Origin of the sequence: Mangrovibacter sp. MFB070 (genome assembly GCF_000705335.1) — a bacterium.
GTDB lineage: Bacteria > Pseudomonadota > Gammaproteobacteria > Enterobacterales > Enterobacteriaceae > Mangrovibacter > Mangrovibacter plantisponsor.
The window spans coordinates 509113-526877 of sequence record NZ_JJMI01000022.1; the positions used below are offsets into that span (position 1 = coordinate 509113).

Consider the following 17765-nt stretch of genomic DNA (forward strand, 5'->3'; position numbering starts at 1 on the left):
GGCATACAAAAATGTGATAAAACCATGAGTGCGCAACGCAAACGATAACTCATCTCTTTTTTCGTCAGACAGAGTCAAGTGCGAATGATCCCACAAATTTCTCAGGCGCCAGGTTTAGTGCAACTGGTGGTGAATTTTTTAGAAGCACTGGAGCAACAGGGTTTTACCGGCGATACCGCTACAAGTTATGCTGATCGCCTGACAATGGCGACAGATAACAGCATTTATCAGCTACTCCCGGATGCCATTCTTTTTCCACGTTCCACTGCTGATGTGGCGTTGATTACCCGCATTGCCAGTGAAGAACGTTTTGCGAGCCTGGTGTTCACCCCGCGCGGTGGTGGTACCGGCACCAATGGGCAGGCACTGAACCACGGCATAATTGTCGACCTGTCGCGGTATATGAACCGCATCATTGAAATTAACCCGGAAGAAGGCTGGGTCAGAGTCGAAGCCGGGGTAATTAAAGATCAACTCAATCAGTTTCTGAAACCTTACGGCTATTTTTTTGCGCCTGAGCTGTCTACCAGTAACCGGGCAACGCTCGGAGGCATGATTAATACAGACGCTTCCGGCCAGGGTTCACTGGTCTACGGAAAAACCTCTGATCATGTGTTAGGTGTCAGGGCTGTTCTGCTGGGCGGCGATATTCTTGATACCCGCCCAATGCCCGTAGCTTTGGCCGAATCTCTGGCTGAAGAAACAACTGCAACGGGGCGCATCTACAGTACGGTACTGAATCAGTGCCGTAATCAGCGTGAATTGATCCTCGAAAAATTTCCTAAGCTAAACCGTTTTCTCACCGGGTATGACTTGCGCCATGTATTCAGCGATGACATGCAACAGTTCGACCTGACACGCATTCTCACCGGCTCAGAAGGTACGCTGGCGTTTATCACTGAAGCCAAACTGGATATCACGCCCATTCCTAAAGTGCGCCGCCTGGTGAATGTGAAATATGACAGTTTCGATTCAGCGCTGCGCAGTGCGCCTGTCATGGTAGAAGCCAGTGCTTTGTCGGTTGAAACCGTCGATTCGCGGGTACTCAACCTCGCTCGTGAAGATATTATCTGGCATTCAGTGAGTGAGCTTATTACGGATGTGCCGGATAAAACACTGCTTGGCCTGAACATTGTTGAATTTGCCGGCGATGACGAAGCTCTGATAGAAAGCCAGGTCAGCGAATTGTGTGAACGCCTGGATGGCCTGATTGCCCGTGGGGAGTCTGGTGTTATTGGCTGGCAATTATGCAGTGAATTACCCGGTATTGAGCGTATTTACGCGATGCGTAAAAAAGCGGTTGGCTTGCTGGGTAATGCCAAAGGTGCAGCGAAACCTATTCCATTTGCAGAAGATACCTGCGTGCCACCAGAACACCTTGCTGACTATATTGTGGAGTTCCGCGCCTTGCTTGATAGCCATAATTTGAGTTATGGCATGTTTGGCCATGTGGATGCCGGGGTACTGCATGTTCGCCCGGCACTGGATATGTGCGACCCGCAACAGGAAATGCTGATGAAGCAAATCTCTGATGACGTGGTGGCGCTTACTGCCAAATATGGCGGGTTGTTGTGGGGGGAGCATGGTAAAGGCTTCCGTGCGGAGTACAGCCCGGCGTTCTTTGGTGATGTTCTCTACAATGAGCTGCGGCGTATCAAAGCAGCTTTTGACCCTGGCAACCGCCTGAACCCGGGGAAGATTTGCCCACCGTTGGGTGTGGATGCACCCATGATGAAAGTGGATGCACCCAAGCGTGGCACTCTTGACCGCCAGATCCCTGTTGCAGTGCGCCAGTCATGGCGTGGGGCGATGGAGTGTAACGGTAATGGACTGTGCTTCAATTTTGACGCGAAAAGCCCGATGTGCCCGTCAATGAAAGTCAGCCAGCACCGGATCCATTCGCCAAAAGGGCGGGCAACACTGGTACGTGAATGGTTGCGCTTACTGGCCGACAGAGGCGTAGACCCGAACAAACTGGAAAAAGCGTTGCCGGGTGGGCACAGCAGTTTACGTAATTTGGTGGAGCGTGTTCGTCACACCTGGCATGCGCACAAGGGTGAGTACGATTTTTCACACGAAGTGAAAGAAGCCATGTCCGGGTGCCTGGCCTGTAAAGCCTGCTCCACCCAATGCCCGATTAAAATTGATGTCCCTGAATTTCGTTCACGCTTCCTGCAACTTTACCATACCCGCTATCTGCGTCCTGTGCGGGATCACCTGGTTGCCAGTGTGGAAAGCTATGCGCCGTTAATGGCTCGGGCCCCCAGGACATTTAACTTCTTCTTGCGCCAGAACTGGGTGCGTGATCTGACGGCAAAACATATTGGCATGGTTGACCTGCCGTTATTATCGACCCCTACACTGCAACAACAACTGGTGGGGCATCGTTCTGCCAACATGACACTGGAACAGCTTGAAGCGCTGCCAGCCGAGGCCCGTGAAAAAACGGTGCTGGTAGTCCAGGACCCATTCACCAGCTATTATGATGCGCGTGTCGTGGCGGATTTTGTCAGCCTGGTGGATAAACTGGGTTACAAACCGGTTGTCCTGCCTTTTTCCCCGAATGGTAAAGCGCAGCACATTAAAGGGTTCCTGGAGCGTTTTGCCCGGACAGCGCAGAAGACATCAGACTTCCTCAACCGCATTGCAGCGCTCGGTATGCCGATGGTGGGTGTGGATCCGGCGATTGTGTTGTCGTATCGCGATGAATACCGCCAGACACTGGGCGATGCCCGTGGCGATTTTTCTGTGCTGCTCGTGCACGAGTGGTTGTCTCAGTCACTGGATAAACTCAGCGCTCGTGAGCCCGCTGGAGAAGCCTGGTACCTGTTTGGCCATTGCACTGAAGTGACGGCACTGCCTGCATCCACCAGCCAGTGGGCGGGGATTTTCAGGCATTTTGGTGCCCGGCTGGAAGGTGTCAGTGTTGGTTGCTGTGGTATGGCCGGTACTTATGGCCATGAACAGAAAAATCACCAAAAATCCCTCGATATCTATGCGCTTTCCTGGCAACAGGCAATTGAACGTCTGCCACGCCAGCGTTGCCTGGCGACAGGTTACTCATGCCGTAGCCAGGTAAAACGTATTGAAGGAAGCGGTATGCGTCATCCCCTACAGGCTCTATTGGAGATACTTTCATGATTTGGCTGCGAGCAACAACTTTGCAAACGCTCAATACCATGGGCGAGGGTAATATGGTCGGGCACCTTGGGATTCGTTTTACGCAGTTGGGGGACGATTATCTCGAAGCAACCATGCCCGTTGATTCGCGTACCCAACAACCTTTTGGGTTACTGCATGGTGGGGCATCCGTTGTGCTTGCTGAAACCCTTGGTTCAGTAGCCGGGTACTTGTGTACGGAAGGGGAGCACAAAGTCGTGGGGCTTGAAGTTAACGCCAACCATTTGCGAGCAGTCACTCATGGAGATGTTACAGGGCGCTGCCAGGCGGTACATCTGGGAGGGCGGCACCAGGTCTGGCAAATTGATATCTATAACGATAAAAAACAGCACTGCTGTACTGCTCGCCTGACAACTGCAGTCGTCTGATAATACCCGCTGTTTACTTAACTGCACCTGGTGTGAAAACGTTCACCGGGTGCAGTTTTTGCTTGCCAGTAGAGGGTTATGGTTCATTGATAATGCACGGGAAGAATACGGATTGCCTGAAAAAGGCCATGTGTCAGATCAAGTCGCGACTAATACATATGAACACCCGCATTGTAAATCATCCCACCTATAAATCGCTGTCCCCTAAGCCATGTCCTTCACCTTTTTCAAAAAATCCCCAATCGCTGCCTCAATAACAGGCACACTAAGAGCCTCAGCATCAACAACCATCCGTAGCCCATGCCCATAAGCGTACCCCGGCAGCAACTGATAACCACAACCAACCTCCGGTGGTTCATCTTGCGCTATTTCCCGTTCGCGCTTCTCAATAAACTGCCAAAATGTCAGCCCGCCAAAAATCGCATAGGCCCGTTCTTTTCGGTGCACCAAAGTATGGCTAACGATTTTACCTTTGTTATTCATATTGGGTGTTGTTTCACATCGCGCCTCTTCTTCTTGTTCCTGCTGACTGAGCATCGCCCAGGCTTCATTGAATGCGCGATCGTGCACAATATTCTGAAACATCAACTTAGTCGTGATGATTTCAGCATTCCAGAGGTCGGCAGGATTGCGGCCGACGAAATAGATGTCACTCCATGCCCAAATAGAGTCAGGGTTATCTTTGTAGTGTTGGATATCGCAATCATCATAGAACATCCCGCCACAGCGATAACGTTCACGGTAGATAAGGTTTTTAAGCTCAATGACTTTTTTACGGCGCTGACGACGAGAAAGGGAAATGAAAGGGCGGTGTTTGTTGAAAGGCGGCATGGAAACTCCTTAACCGGCAACGCTAATGCGGCTGGAAGTAGTCCAGCCGGAAAGAATAGCAAAAGCCGAAGTCGGGGAACAGTCCGGGGGGAAGAAATACCTGAGTTTAGTGGCCATTGATTTTCAACCAGATCAGACGGCTAAATCACCTTGTGGTGTAATCATTAGCAATCCATGATCAATTCAGGGCTAAGGTAGTGTTCAGTGAACGGATGTACCTGGATTACTGGGAAGATTCAGTAGAGTGAAGAGCGCTCTGGTGACGGATTACTACGCAGATATGGTAAGTAAGGTAGCCTGATGAAAATGCCAGCTAGTATGCGCCTGTTGGGGCGCTGCGGGTATCAGTACAGGCGCATTTGAAACCCTTCCAGCTTATGCCAGAGAATATTTATTTAGCCTGATCTTGCAGGCGTTACGATGCCACTGCCACGAAGAACCTGATTTAACGCTAACTTTCTGTTTTGACAATACTTTGAAAAAATATTGCATAAATAGGTATTGCCTATACATGTTTTATTTCCCCCATACTGATGCCTTTCTGTAAGCAAAAAAAACTTGAGTATCAATCAATTAAAAAACGTGACTGACATCAGGTAGTACGTTTTTTGAGCGTCTATGCTTATTAAAAAGCACCAAAAAATGATAACCCGGCAATACCCCTGGCATTTCAGGGTTGAAGTGATAATACGTATCATTAACATTAGCTTTACAGGCTAAAGATAAGTTGAGGTGATACATGGCAACAGACTCCGGTTTATTCGACCCTGCAGAGATGAACTGGCAGGGCATAACACTGACAAATGCTGCAGCGCAACAGATAGTGCACTTAGTTGAAGTGACCCCCGGTCTTCAGGGGTTGCGGCTTGGTATCAAAGTATCGGGTTGTGCGGGTTTTGCTTATGTACTGTCCGAGGTAATGGCTCCACCACCAGACTGCCTGCTGTGTGAGCATGGCAGCGCCAGACTCTGGGTTGAACTGGCAGCCTTGCCTGTTATCGATGGTACCCATGTGGATTATGTGCGTGAAGGCCTGAATCAGGTGTTTAAATTTCACAACCCAAAAGCACGGCATGAATGTGGATGTGGCGAAAGCTTTGGGGTTGAAGCGGAGTAATTATGGCACGAGACACACAAGCAACAGGCTACTGGCAAGGGAAACTGAATTACAAGGAAGGTTTTTTTACACAGTTGCCAACCGATGAGCTGGGCAAAGGCCTGAGCGAAGAGGTAGTCAGGGCGATTTCAGCGCGTCGTAATGAACCTGACTGGATGCTGGAATTTCGCCTTAATGCCTTTCGTGCCTGGCAGAAAATGGAAGAGCCGCACTGGCTGAAAGCCCATTATGACAAACTGAATTACCAGGATTTCAGTTATTACTCAGCCCCGTCTTGCGGGCACTGCGATGATAACTGTGCCTCCCAGCCGGGGGCTGTTCAGCAGGCCAGTGGTGAGAATTTTCTGACTGAGGAAGTTGAAGCTGCGTTTAACCAGTTGGGTGTTCCGGTGCGTGAAGGCCAGGCGGTGGCGGTTGACGCCATTTTTGATTCGGTGTCTGTAGCCACCACTTACCGTGAAACGCTGGCAGAGCAGGGCATCATCTTCTGCTCTTTTGGTGATGCCATCGCGCACTACCCGGAGCTGGTAAAACAGTACCTGGGAACGGTGGTTCCGGCCAATGATAACTTCTTTGCGGCACTCAATGCGGCAGTCGCTTCCGATGGCACATTTATATATATACCCAAAGGTGTGCGTTGCCCAATGGAGCTCTCCACCTATTTCCGCATTAATGCGGAAAAGACCGGGCAATTTGAGCGAACTATTCTGGTTGCCGATGAAGGCAGTTATGTCAGCTATATCGAAGGTTGCTCTGCGCCAGTTCGCGAAAGTTACCAGCTGCATGCGGCTGTGGTGGAAGTCATTATTCTCAAAGACGCTGAAGTGAAATATTCCACGGTACAAAACTGGTTTCCCGGGGACAACAATACCGGTGGCATCCTGAATTTTGTTACCAAGCGTGCATTGTGCGAAGGCCAAAACAGCAAAATGTCATGGACCCAGTCAGAGACGGGCTCGGCCATCACCTGGAAATACCCCAGTTGCATTCTTAAAGGCGACAATGCCATTGGTGAATTTTTCTCTGTGGCCCTGACCAGCGGGCACCAACAGGCGGATACCGGTACCAAAATGATCCACATCGGGAAAAATACCCGTTCGACCATTATTTCAAAAGGTATTTCCGCCGGGCAGAGCCAGAACAGTTATCGGGGGCTGGTGAAAATCATGCCTACAGCCACTAACGCCCGTAATTACACCCAATGCGACTCCATGCTGATTGGCCCTGATTGTGGCGCACATACCTTCCCTTATGTGGAGTGCCGCAATAACAGTGCACAACTTGAGCACGAAGCGACGACATCACGCATTGGCGAAGATCAGTTGTTTTACTGTCTCCAAAGAGGGATTAGCGAAGATGATGCTATCTCAATGATTGTGAATGGTTTTTGTAAGGATGTGTTCTCCGAGTTGCCTCTCGAGTTTGCCGTCGAAGCACAAAAATTACTGGCTATCAGCCTTGAACACAGCGTTGGCTAAAACTCAAGGGTAAGGAAAAAAGTATGTTGCAAATTAAAGATCTCCACGTGAGCGCAGAAGGGAAAGCGATTCTGCAAGGGCTGAGTTTGTCCATCAGACCTGGGGAAGTCCATGCCATTATGGGCCCGAATGGTTCGGGCAAGAGTACCTTGTCAGCCACTCTCGCCGGGCGTGAGGATTATGAAGTTACTGAAGGAAGCGTCCTGTTTAAAGGAAAGGATTTATTAGCTCTGTCACCGGAGGATCGCGCCGGAGAAGGGGTCTTTATGGCTTTTCAGTACCCGGTTGAGATCCCGGGGGTGAGTAACCAGTTCTTCCTGCAAACTGCGCTGAATGCTGTCAGAGAATACCGCGGGCAGGATAAGCTGGATCGTTTTGATTTCCAGGATTTACTGGAAGAAAAAATTCAGCAACTGGGCATGCCGGAAGATTTGCTGACTCGCCCGGTAAATGTCGGTTTTTCCGGGGGGGAGAAAAAACGTAACGATATTCTGCAAATGGCCGTTCTTGCACCGAGTTTATGTATCCTCGATGAGACTGACTCCGGGCTGGATATTGATGCGCTGAAAATTGTCGCGGCAGGTGTTAATGCACTGCGTGACGGGCAACGTGCCTTCATTATTGTTACCCATTACCAACGGATCCTGGACTACATCCAGCCAGATAAAGTGCATGTGCTCTACCAGGGGCGCATTGTTAAATCTGGCGATTTTAGTCTGGTAAAACAACTGGAGGAGCAGGGTTATGGCTGGCTTAGCGAAGGGAAATAATCCACTGCAACAGTGGCACCATTTATTCGCCGCCAGTGATAACAGTAAAAACGGCGAAGCACAGGCGCACATGCAACAGTTATTGCGAGAAGGGTTGCCAGACCGCAAGCAGGAAAACTGGAAATACACCTCACTGGACGCGCTGTCACGTTATGTATTCGTGCCACCAGAAACAGCTCTGCCCGGGCGTGATGTTCGTGACGGCCTGGCATTACCCATGGATGCCATATGTGTGGTACTGGTGAATGGCCGTTACTCGCCGGAATTAAGTGATGACCCAACAGCCTGTGGCTTCAGAGTACAGTGGCAAAACCATCCGGGAGGCGTGCCTGATGCGATACAACCAGAAATTTTCCTGCACCTGACGGAAAGTATGGCCCCGGGTGTTTTGTACATAGACGTTCCACCAGAACGGGTTACTGACAAACCACTGGTGTTGATGAATATCAGCACGAGCAGTGGTAATGACCATAGCGCTCTGCCAGCCAGCCATACGCGTTGTCACCTTACGTTGGGGCGCAACAGCAAGGCCACGGTAATTGAATACTATGCCAGTCAACATACCCAGGCGCATTTCACGGGAGCACGCCTGAGCATCGTTGCCGGTGAAAACAGTGAACTGCACCACGTTAAACTGGGGTTTGAAAACCCACAGGCCTGCCACTTTGCCCACAATGACCTGTGGGTGAACCAGGACTGCCGCGTATTCAGCAATAGTTATCTGTTAGGCGGGCAATTAGTGCGCCATCACACCAGTGGGCGCATTGACGGAGAAAATGCCACGGTGCGGATAAACAGCCTGGCATTACCGGTGGGGCGTGAAGTGTGCGATTCCCGTAGCTGGCTTGCCCATAACAAAGGCTATGGCAACAGCCGGCAATTGCATAAAACAATCGTTCAGGATACTGGTCGGGCGGTGTTTAACGGTCTGATTACGGTCGCACCCCATGCAATCAAAACCGACGGGCAAATGACCAACAACAATTTATTACTTGGTCGTCTGGCTGAAGTGGATACCAAACCACAATTAGAAATTTATGCCGATGATGTGAAATGCAGCCATGGCGCCACGGTCGGGCGCATAGATGACGAGCAATTGTTTTACCTGCAAGCCCGGGGAATAAGCCGGTCAGCAGCACGGCGCATGATAATTTATGCGTTTGCTGCTGAACTGACCGACGCCATCACCGATGAATCACTGCATGGCACAGTGCTTGAGCGCATTGGGTTGCGGCTGCCGGAAGAGGGGCAATTATGAATGAACAAATAGCGCAGGCCCGGTCCGATTTTCCTGTACTGGCGCAGAGGGTGAATGACAAACCACTGGTGTATCTCGACAGTGCGGCAAGTGCACAGAAACCGCAGTTTGTCATAGAAGCTCAGGCCGACTTTGAGCGGCACCACTATGCGGCAGTACATCGGGGCATACATACGCTGAGTGCAGAGGCCACGTCGCGCGTAGAGGCCGTACGCCAGCAGGTTGTTGATTTTATCCACGCTCAAACCCCCAGTGAAATTGTATTCACCAGCGGAACCACCGAAGGGATTAACCTCGTGGCAAACAGTTGGGGCAACCAGCATGTGAGGGCTGGCGACAATATCATCATTAGTGAGATGGAGCACCACGCTAATATTGTGCCCTGGCAAATGCTCTGTGAGCGCACAGGCGCCTCTGTGCGCGTTATTCCCCTTAATAGTGATGGAACCCTTCAGATTGACGCGCTGGACACGCTTATCGACAGCAGAACGCGCCTGCTGGCTGTTGCTCAGGTTTCAAATGTGCTGGGCACTATTGCACCACTTGAAGCCCTGATAGCCAAAGCAAAACAGGCGGGAGTGGTTGTTCTGGTTGATGGTGCACAAGGGGCGGTTCATGGCCCGGTAGACGTTCAGTCAATGGGGTGTGATTTTTACGTGTTTTCCGGCCATAAGCTGTACGGGCCATCGGGCACCGGGGTGTTATATGGGCGGGCTGATATTCTGGAATCTATGCCACCCTGGTCTGGTGGTGGGGCAATGATTGAATCTGTAAGCCTTACGGAGGGAACCCAGTATGCCTGTCCGCCGTGGCGCTTTGAAGCCGGAACGCCCAATATTACCGGAATTATTGGTCTGGGTGCGGCAATAGAGTATGTCACCCGCCTGGGTATGGGGGTTATCCATGACTGGGAAGCTGAGCTTATCCGCTATGCCATGGAAATGCTGCAAACAGTGCCCGGTCTGCACATCTATGGCCCGGCTGACCGGGAAGGGGTCATTGCCTTCAATCTGGGGGCGCACCATGCTTACGATGTCGGCAGTTTTCTGGATAGCTACGGTATTGCCGTGCGTACCGGCCACCACTGTGCCATGCCGCTGATGTCCCATTACCAGGTACCGGCAATGTGCCGGGCATCGTTTGCGCTGTATAACACACGTGAAGAAGTGGATACGCTGGTTACATCCCTTCACCGTATTCAGCAATTGCTGGGCTGAGCAAGAAGCGCTAATGGAGGCATTGAGTGGCTGTATTACCGGACAAAGACAAACTGGTTAAAAATTTTTCCCGGTGCGCCAACCGTGAAGAGAAGTACCTGTACATGATTGAACTGGGCCAGCGGCTTGATGCCCTGGCTCCTGAGATGCACAGCAAAGACAACCTGATTTCAGGCTGCCAGAGCCAGGTATGGCTGGTTCTGGAGGTTACCGGGGGCAATTTAGTGCGCTTCAGTGGTGACAGTGACGCTGCTCTGGTTAAAGGGCTACTGGCTATCGTTTTTTCCCTTTACCAGGGGATGACGCCAGAACAGGTGGCGGTATTTGATGTCCGCCCCTGGTTTGAGCGGCTCGATATGGCACGCCAGCTCACTCCATCCCGGACACAAGGGCTGGAAGCCATGATTCGTGCGGTCAGAATAAAAGCCGGGCAGTTAAAGTAGCCGGGTATGAGTCGTGTTTACCTGCCTTAATAAAAATTAAAATACAGAACAGTCTTAATTTAAACAGACTGTCCTGTTGTCTGATTTTTTATTCCTAAAAATTTGGCACAACACCTGGCGCTAAAACTTTTTTAAATAACTCCGGCTTCAGGTAACAACAATACCTGGCGTATTAATACAAAAGTTTTATGTAAAAATAACTGCTGTAAATATTGACAGTGAAACTGACCGGCCTGTTAAAAAAGTGGGGCCGGAAGCGTTTGTCAGTACTTTTGCCTGGGGGAACTCAGGTTCAGGTGCCGTGGGGCAATGGCAGAAATTATTGCGCTTACAGCTGGTGGTATGGAGCCGGGAAACTTAAAGGGAAGTCACACAGAGGACACATGGGAAACAGCGGGAAGAAGAAGACATAAGAAGGCAGACTGATTTACAAATAAAAATGCCGCACAAAGTGCGGCATTTTCATCACATGGACTCTTACTTACGGTAAGAGTGAGCCATGTTGTCCAGACGCTGGTTAGCGCGAGCTGCGTCATCTTTAGCAGCCTGAACGTCGGAACGCATTGCGTTCACGTCGTTGCTCAGTTGGTCAACTTTAGCGTTCAGAGTCTGAACGTCAGAAGACAGCTGATCGATTTTAGCATTGCTGGAGCAACCAGCCAGCAGAGTAGAACCCAGGATTACCGCGCCCAGTACCAGTTTAGTACGATTCATTATAAATACCCTCTAGATTGAGTTAATCTCCATGTAGCGCTACAAGTATTACACAAACTTTTTTAGTATGAGAATATTTTTTTGATGGGAATACACCTATTTTTGATCGTTCGCTCAAAGAAGCATCGAATGTACACTTCCAGTTAAAAAATCGCGATTAATTCTGTTCTTTTCATCGGATTAAACTTCCATTAACGGAATTTAAATAGTGAAGGCCTATTGGTATTTTTTTAAAAAGTGTAATGGGAAAATAAAAAAAGGCGCCAGAGGCGCCTTTAGCAAAGCATAAACTACGTAAAATAAATTTAAAGTACGTGTACAGATGCAGTGTTGGTGGTGCCACTTGGTACTAAAGCACCAGAAACCATGACCACAACATCGCCTTTGCGTGCTAAACCGCTGGCGAGTGCAGCTTCTTTACCCTGACGGTAGAAATCGTCAGTAGAGGCAATTTCAGTGACCTGCTGTGCAATAACACCTTTGCTGAGTACCAGCTGGCGAGCAGTTTGCGGGTTAGTTGTCAGCGCCAGAATGGTTGCATTCGGGAAGTATTTGCGAACAGATTTTGCAGATTTGCCACCCTGAGTTGCTACAACAATCACAGGTGCATCCAGTTTCTCAGCAGTTTCTACCGCGCCACGGCAGACTGCTTCGGTGATGCGCAGTTTACGGCTGTCGTGGTTATCATCAAGGCGGCTGCTCATCACACGGTCAGTGCGTTCGCAAATGGTTGCCATGATAGAAACGGCTTCCAGCGGGTATTTACCTTTGGCTGATTCGCCAGACAGCATAACGGCATCAGTACCATCGAGGATGGCGTTAGCCACGTCACCAGCTTCAGCACGGGTAGGACGCGGGTTCTTGATCATAGAATCCAGCATTTGCGTTGCAGTGATAACCACTTTGCGTGCGCGGATACATTTTTCGATCATCATTTTCTGAGCGAAAATAACTTCTTCTACTGGGATCTCTACACCCAGGTCGCCACGGGCAACCATGATGCCGTCAGACGCTTCAAGGATGTCGTCAAAATTGTTCAGGCCTTCCTGGTTTTCAATTTTGGAGATGATCTGAATGTTGTCACCACCATGGGCTTTCAGGTGGGCACGAATTTCTTCAACGTCGGAACGTTTACGAATAAAAGATGCTGCAACAAAGTCAACGCCTTGTTCGCAACCAAAGATCAGGTCTTGTTTGTCTTTTTCAGCAAGTGCTGGCAGCGCGATGGAAACACCTGGCAGGTTAACCCCTTTGTTTTCACCCAGGTCGCCGTTGTTCAGTACATTACACACCACACGGTTGCCATCGATGGCGGTTACTTCCATACCAATCAGGCCATCATCAACCAGGACGGTATTACCAACAGACAGGTCAGCCGTAAAGCCTTCATAGGTCACAGCAACAATTTCGCTGTTACCAACCACAGTCTTGTCAGTAGTAAAGGTGAATGTCTGGCCGGCTTTCAGAGAAACATCATTACCGCCTTCCAGTTTCATGGTGCGGATTTCAGGACCTTTGGTATCCAGCAGAATCGCTGCGTGCTTACCCGTTTTTGCCACGACATTACGCATGTTTTTGATGCGCTGACCGTGTTCTTCGTAATCTCCGTGAGAGAAGTTTAAACGCATCACATTCATGCCCGCTTCGAGCATTTTAGTCAGCATTTCTTCAGATTCGGTTTTTGGGCCGATAGTACAAACGATTTTGGTCTTTTTCATGACAATCTTATCTGTAAGTTGAGAAGGTTGAGGAATTGTTCTCCAGCCGCCGGTTGATAGCGGCAAGAGCGGAAATCAGAATTACAGTGTTGCGACACCACCCGAAATTTAAGAATAGGTGACGAAAGAAAAGCGTGCAGAATTAAGTGTGCTTGAGTTTCAGGCTGTGGAGGCGAGTAAGGGCAATTTTGCAGAAAGAAACTGTCCAATTTGCTGAAACCATTCAAAACCAATGATAGGCGCTATTATAATCCTAAATCACAGAAGAATGAAAATAAAAACGGCGTTTCATAAGGAATTCAGGCACAGTCACAATGATTTGTTATCATCAGGTTAGTTTTGTTTTATGCGCTATGAGAAGAAAAGGGCGCGTGAGCTGAAAGGTGCACAACAAAAGGGCTGAAGCGTTACTTAATAGATGGCTGGCAGAAAAAGTATTCAAAATAGCTGTTTTATACATTTACTTGCCTGAAATGGGTATTTCTTACTTCTTTTAACAAAAAATGCCTTGTTCCCTGCCGGCAAAAGCACGAAGCACACAGAGAACATGTGTGACTGAAAGGGTAAATTCAAACGGGAGATAATACGGAACTGGCGAAGAGAAACACTTGAATGGTGCGTCCGAGTGGACTCGAACCACCGACCCCCACCATGTCAAGGTGGTGCTCTAACCAACTGAGCTACGGACGCACAAAAGTAAGAATGGTGCGTTCAATTGGACTCGAACCAACGACCCCCACCATGTCAAGGTGGTGCTCTAACCAACTGAGCTATGAACGCATCACAGTGCCTTACAGCGGGACGCATATTAACGGCAGTGCCGTTTGGTGACAAGAGAAAAATAACAATTTTCTTTTGCCATTCACGCAATTGCTGGACAAGTGTGCAGAACGATGCAAAAACAGCCACCAGTATATGGCGGCTGTTTGATTAGTGAGCTGCCCGGCGCAGGATGCGTTCAGCAGGTTGTTTTTGCAGGAAGCGCATCCGTATCATCATTAATATGGCGGCGGAAGTTAACCCAAGGATGAACCCGGTCCAGAAGCCTGCGGGCCCCATCGGTGCAACGATAACATCCGTGAGTGCCAACAGGTAGCCCGAAGGCAGGCCAATAACCCAGTAGGCAATAAAAGTAATGTAGAAGATGGAGCGGGTATCTTTGTAACCGCGTAGTATCCCGCTACCAATAACCTGTATTGAGTCTGAAATCTGGTATACCGCTGCCAGCAACATAAGGTGTGCTGCCAGCGCCACAACTGCGGGGTTTTCATTATACAGCGTGGCAATGTGATACCGGAAAGTGACGGTAAACACCGCGGTAACAGCTGCCATACAAACGCCAAGCAGCAGCCCGGACAATGCGGAAATTTTAGCCGCGGGCGTGGATCCTTCCCCAAGACGAAAACCGACCCGAATCGTGACAGCAGCCCCAAGAGACATGGGTAATACAAACATCAGTGAACTAAAGTTCAGGGCAATCTGGTGGCCTGCAACATCAACAATACCCAGCGGTGCAACCAGCAAAGCTACCACGGCAAAGAGTGTCACTTCGAAGAACAATGCCAGTGCGATAGGCAGACCGAGTTGCACCAGACGCCATATTAGCTTCCAGTCCGGGCCGCCGGAAATCTCTACCGCATAAATATCGCGCAGGCTGCGTGCGCGATGCGACCACCACAACATGCAACCGAACATGACCCAGAACACCATCGCGGTGGCGATACCACAACCCACACCGCCCAGTTCAGGGAAACCGAAATGACCATAAATGAACAAATAGTTAACCGGTATGTTGACCAGCAGACCAATAAACCCCATCACCATCCCGGGTTTAGTTTTTGCCAGCCCTTCACACTGGTTACGCACGACCTGGAAGAAGAGATAGCCAGGGGCGCCCCAGAGCAATGCGCGCAAATAACCCACGGATTTATCCGCCATTGCCGGGTCGATATCTTTCATGGCATGGATGATATAGCCTGCGTTCCACAACACGGCCATTATCAACACGGAAACAATGCCAGCCAACCAGAACCCCTGGCGAACCTGGAGCGCCACTTTTTCACGGCGACCAGAACCATTAAGTTGCGCAACGACCGGCGTCAGCGCCAGTAACAGACCATGACCAAACAGAATTGCGGGGAACCAGATTGAAGTCCCTATCGCAACGGCTGCCATATCCGTGGCACTGTAACCCCCGGCCATTACGGTATCCACAAAGCCCATTGCTGTTTGGGCGATTTGCGCAAGAATAACCGGAATAGCCAGTGCTAATAACTGACGCGCTTCTGTTAGATACTTCTGCACGAGTACACCTATATCTTTTTGTTCCAGGAAAGAATTAAATGCCGCCTCACCTGGCAGCAGGGGGATAAGACTGAGGAAATCGCCAGACTATTGTAGCGGGAGTTTACTATTACGCCAGTGAAAAAAAATAGTGCCGTTAATGGTTAGCTGGCATGCACCAGGGCCACCTGTTATTGTGCTTCTTATTTTGTAAAATTCAGGCGGGGTGAAACCGCTGCGGGAGAGAATATGTTTACGGGTATTGTGCAGGGAACAGCCACCGTAGTGGCTATCGATGAAAAAGAAAACTTTCGTACACATGTTGTGGAACTGCCAGACTCAATGCTACCGGGCCTGGAAGAAGGGGCTTCAGTCGCACATAACGGTTGTTGCCTGACAGTAACAGGAATAGACGCCAATCGCGTCAGTTTTGATTTAATGAAAGAGACACTGCGTATCACCAATCTTGGTGACGTTACACCAGGCTCGCTGGTCAATGTTGAGCGTGCGGCAAAATTCAGCGATGAAATTGGTGGCCACTTAATGTCTGGCCATATTATGACTACTGCTGAGGTGGCGAAAATTATCACCTCTGAAAATAACCGCCAGATTTGGTTTAAAATTCAGGATGCCTCCCTGATGAAGTACATCCTGCATAAAGGTTACATCGGTATCGATGGCATCAGCCTGACAGTAGGCGAAGTTACTGCCACCCGTTTTTGCGTACATTTAATTCCGGAAACATTGCACCGTACTACGCTGGGTACGCGTAAACTGGGGCAACGGGTTAATATTGAAATCGACCCGCAAACGCAGGCGATTGTTGATACTGTGGAGCGCGTATTGGCAAGCCGGGACGCAAGTGCTGCCAGCCTGAGCCAGGTTTTGGCCGAAAAGCAGGACTGAGTCAGGTATCCCGGCTCACGTTTTAACGCGTTGGTTGAGCCGGGTATAAGCGAATACTCCGCGTTCAAATTAAAAAACCACCTGCTGGTGGTTTTTTAACATATCGGGCATTTATTCAGCGCGGAACACGCAGGCCATTTTCAATGCCGCGGCTGAAGACAACCTGCCACAATTGAATATCTCGTGCACGAAACGCACCTGCACAGGCGTTCAGGTAATAGGTGAACATCCGTTTAAACCGATCCGAATAGTTATCGGCTATTTCGGGCCAGTATTCCTGGAAGCGCTGGTACCAGGCCATCAGTGTTTTATCGTAATCTGAACCAAAATTATGCCAGTCTTCCATAACAAAATAAGGTTCACTGGCCTGAGCGATATGCTTCACTGAAGGCAGACAACCATTGGGGAAAATGTATTTATCTATCCATGGGTCGACATTGTTGTCTGTTCTGTTGGATCCAATAGTATGCAGCAGGAAGATCCCTTCAGGCTTAAGACACCGGTTAGCTACAGCAAAGTAGGTGGCATAATTTTTAGGCCCGACATGCTCAAACATACCTACAGAAACAATACGATCAAATTGCATCGTCAGGTCACGGTAGTCTTGCAGCAATATTGTGACATCCAGCCCTTCACAACGCGCCTGTGCCAGTTTTTGCTGCTCAGCAGAAATTGTTACACCGTACACCGACACACCGTAATTTTTCGCTGCAAATGCTGCAAGCCCACCCCAGCCACAACCTATATCCAGCAAGGTCATTCCCGGCTTGAGCTGCAGTTTTTCACAGATCATTCTCAGTTTATCCTGCTGTGCAGTTTCCAGGTCAGTGGCTTTTTTCCAGTAGCCACAGGAATACTGCATAAAAGGATCGAGCATTCGGGTGAAGAGGTCATTACCCAGGTCGTAATGCTCTTTACCAACAATCCAGGCACGTTTACGGTTTTGCAGATTAAACAGACGAGCGGACAGAACACGCAAAGTATCTTTAAAATGATGGGGTACCTGGTTTTCCAGACCATTTCTGAGGACTTTGGTGAAAAACAGATCAAGACGGTCGCAATCCCACCAGCCGTCCATATAACTTTCACCCAGCCCCAAAGAACCTTGCTGCAGTATGCGTTTAAAGAAATCAGGATTTTTGACCTGGATGTCCGCAGGACTATTACCATTTATCGCGACACCCGCACGTGACAGCAACTCACTGACAATGCGGAACCATTCATTATCTTTTATCGCGGCTTCTTCTATACACGATGAACTCATAGTTTCTCCATCACCTGACTGTGAGCAGACACTAAAAAAGCGTAGTCGCTAATTTGACATTGTGAATTGTCTCACAGCAAAAACATAAGCCCGGAACCGGACACGGTATAAAAGCAGGTGGTCGCCTGACGACAGGCCATCTGAAAGCGGGAGTCAGAGCCCCCGAAAAATGATTGCAGGCCCGGTATCCCGAGCCTCATATCAGTATATGCCGCGTA

The 17765-nt window shown here is 49.5% G+C and carries 14 protein-coding genes and 2 tRNA genes; 9 read left to right on the top strand and 7 right to left on the bottom strand.

Features of this window, described 5'->3' with window-relative positions; all coding sequences use genetic code 11:
- The first annotated feature begins 84 nt into the window (after nucleotides 1–84).
- Together DT73_RS11660 and menI are read left to right on the top strand one after the other, a co-directional pair.
- The gene (locus DT73_RS11660) at nucleotides 85–3141 is read left to right on the top strand and encodes an FAD-binding and (Fe-S)-binding domain-containing protein (RefSeq protein WP_036108588.1); all 3057 of its coding nucleotides are present in this window, start codon (nucleotides 85–87) and stop codon (nucleotides 3139–3141) included.
- Nucleotides 3138–3548, top strand: a complete 411-nt coding sequence (gene menI, locus DT73_RS11665; RefSeq protein ID WP_036108590.1) for a 1,4-dihydroxy-2-naphthoyl-CoA hydrolase — start codon at nucleotides 3138–3140, stop codon at nucleotides 3546–3548. Before DT73_RS11660 ends, menI begins: the two co-directional genes overlap by 4 nt.
- A gap of 204 nt (nucleotides 3549–3752) precedes the next feature.
- On the opposite strand, the gene DT73_RS11670 is transcribed toward menI, so the two are convergent.
- Nucleotides 3753–4379: a hypothetical protein gene (locus tag DT73_RS11670; protein ID WP_036108592.1), complete on the bottom strand. Its 627-nt coding sequence runs from the start codon at nucleotides 4377–4379 to the stop codon at nucleotides 3753–3755.
- A gap of 739 nt (nucleotides 4380–5118) precedes the next feature.
- On the opposite strand from DT73_RS11670, the gene sufA reads away from it, so the two are divergent.
- The 6 genes from sufA to sufE are packed head-to-tail and all read left to right on the top strand — an operon-like array spanning nucleotide 5119 to nucleotide 10662.
- Nucleotides 5119–5496 carry a Fe-S cluster assembly scaffold SufA gene (gene sufA, locus DT73_RS11675; protein WP_036108593.1) on the top strand — a complete coding sequence of 126 codons (378 nt, stop codon included), beginning with the start codon at nucleotides 5119–5121 and terminating at the stop codon, nucleotides 5494–5496.
- A 2-nt stretch (nucleotides 5497–5498) separates the two neighbouring features.
- Entirely contained in the window at nucleotides 5499–6974 is a 1476-nt protein-coding gene (gene sufB, locus DT73_RS11680; RefSeq protein WP_036108595.1) for a Fe-S cluster assembly protein SufB, read from the top strand.
- A 23-nt stretch (nucleotides 6975–6997) separates the two neighbouring features.
- The gene (gene sufC / locus DT73_RS11685) at nucleotides 6998–7744 is read left to right on the top strand and encodes a Fe-S cluster assembly ATPase SufC (RefSeq protein ID WP_036108598.1); all 747 of its coding nucleotides are present in this window, start codon (nucleotides 6998–7000) and stop codon (nucleotides 7742–7744) included.
- A complete protein-coding gene (gene sufD, locus DT73_RS11690) occupies nucleotides 7719–9002 on the top strand; it encodes a Fe-S cluster assembly protein SufD (RefSeq protein ID WP_036108601.1) in 1284 nt (427 codons plus the stop codon). The genes sufC and sufD overlap by 26 nt, the downstream gene beginning before the upstream one ends.
- Nucleotides 8999–10219, top strand: coding sequence for a cysteine desulfurase SufS (gene sufS, locus DT73_RS11695; RefSeq protein ID WP_036108604.1), 1221 nt, complete (start codon nucleotides 8999–9001; stop codon nucleotides 10217–10219). Before sufD ends, sufS begins: the two co-directional genes overlap by 4 nt.
- Before the next feature lie 26 nt (nucleotides 10220–10245).
- Nucleotides 10246–10662 carry a cysteine desulfuration protein SufE gene (gene sufE, locus DT73_RS11700; protein ID WP_036108613.1) on the top strand — a complete coding sequence of 139 codons (417 nt, stop codon included), beginning with the start codon at nucleotides 10246–10248 and terminating at the stop codon, nucleotides 10660–10662.
- Between the two features lie 477 nt (nucleotides 10663–11139).
- Here sufE and lpp read toward each other — a convergent pair whose 3' ends face one another.
- The 5 genes from lpp to mdtK all read right to left on the bottom strand — a co-directional run bounded on the left by lpp (nucleotide 11140) and on the right by mdtK (nucleotide 15398).
- On the bottom strand, nucleotides 11140–11376 hold the full coding sequence (gene lpp / locus DT73_RS11705) for a murein lipoprotein Lpp (RefSeq protein WP_036108615.1): 237 nt from the start codon (nucleotides 11374–11376) through the stop codon (nucleotides 11140–11142).
- 305 nt (nucleotides 11377–11681) lie between these two features.
- Nucleotides 11682–13094, bottom strand: a complete 1413-nt coding sequence (gene pykF, locus DT73_RS11710) for a pyruvate kinase PykF (RefSeq protein WP_036108618.1) — start codon at nucleotides 13092–13094, stop codon at nucleotides 11682–11684.
- 613 nt (nucleotides 13095–13707) lie between these two features.
- A tRNA-Val gene (locus tag DT73_RS11715) sits at nucleotides 13708–13784 on the bottom strand.
- 13 nt (nucleotides 13785–13797) lie between these two features.
- Nucleotides 13798–13874, bottom strand: a tRNA-Val gene (locus tag DT73_RS11720).
- Nucleotides 13875–14024: 150 nt separating this feature from the next.
- Nucleotides 14025–15398 carry an MdtK family multidrug efflux MATE transporter gene (gene mdtK / locus DT73_RS11725; protein WP_036108620.1) on the bottom strand — a complete coding sequence of 458 codons (1374 nt, stop codon included), beginning with the start codon at nucleotides 15396–15398 and terminating at the stop codon, nucleotides 14025–14027.
- A gap of 228 nt (nucleotides 15399–15626) precedes the next feature.
- Here mdtK and DT73_RS11730 point away from each other — a divergent pair, with 228 nt between their 5' ends.
- Complete coding sequence (locus DT73_RS11730) at nucleotides 15627–16283, top strand: riboflavin synthase (RefSeq protein WP_036108622.1); 657 nt, start codon at nucleotides 15627–15629, stop codon at nucleotides 16281–16283.
- Between the two features lie 115 nt (nucleotides 16284–16398).
- On the opposite strand, the gene cfa is transcribed toward DT73_RS11730, so the two are convergent.
- Nucleotides 16399–17547 (bottom strand): cyclopropane fatty acyl phospholipid synthase, encoded by a 1149-nt coding sequence (gene cfa / locus DT73_RS11735; RefSeq protein WP_036108625.1) that lies wholly within the window; start codon nucleotides 17545–17547, stop codon nucleotides 16399–16401.
- Between the last annotated feature and the right edge of the window lie 218 nt (nucleotides 17548–17765).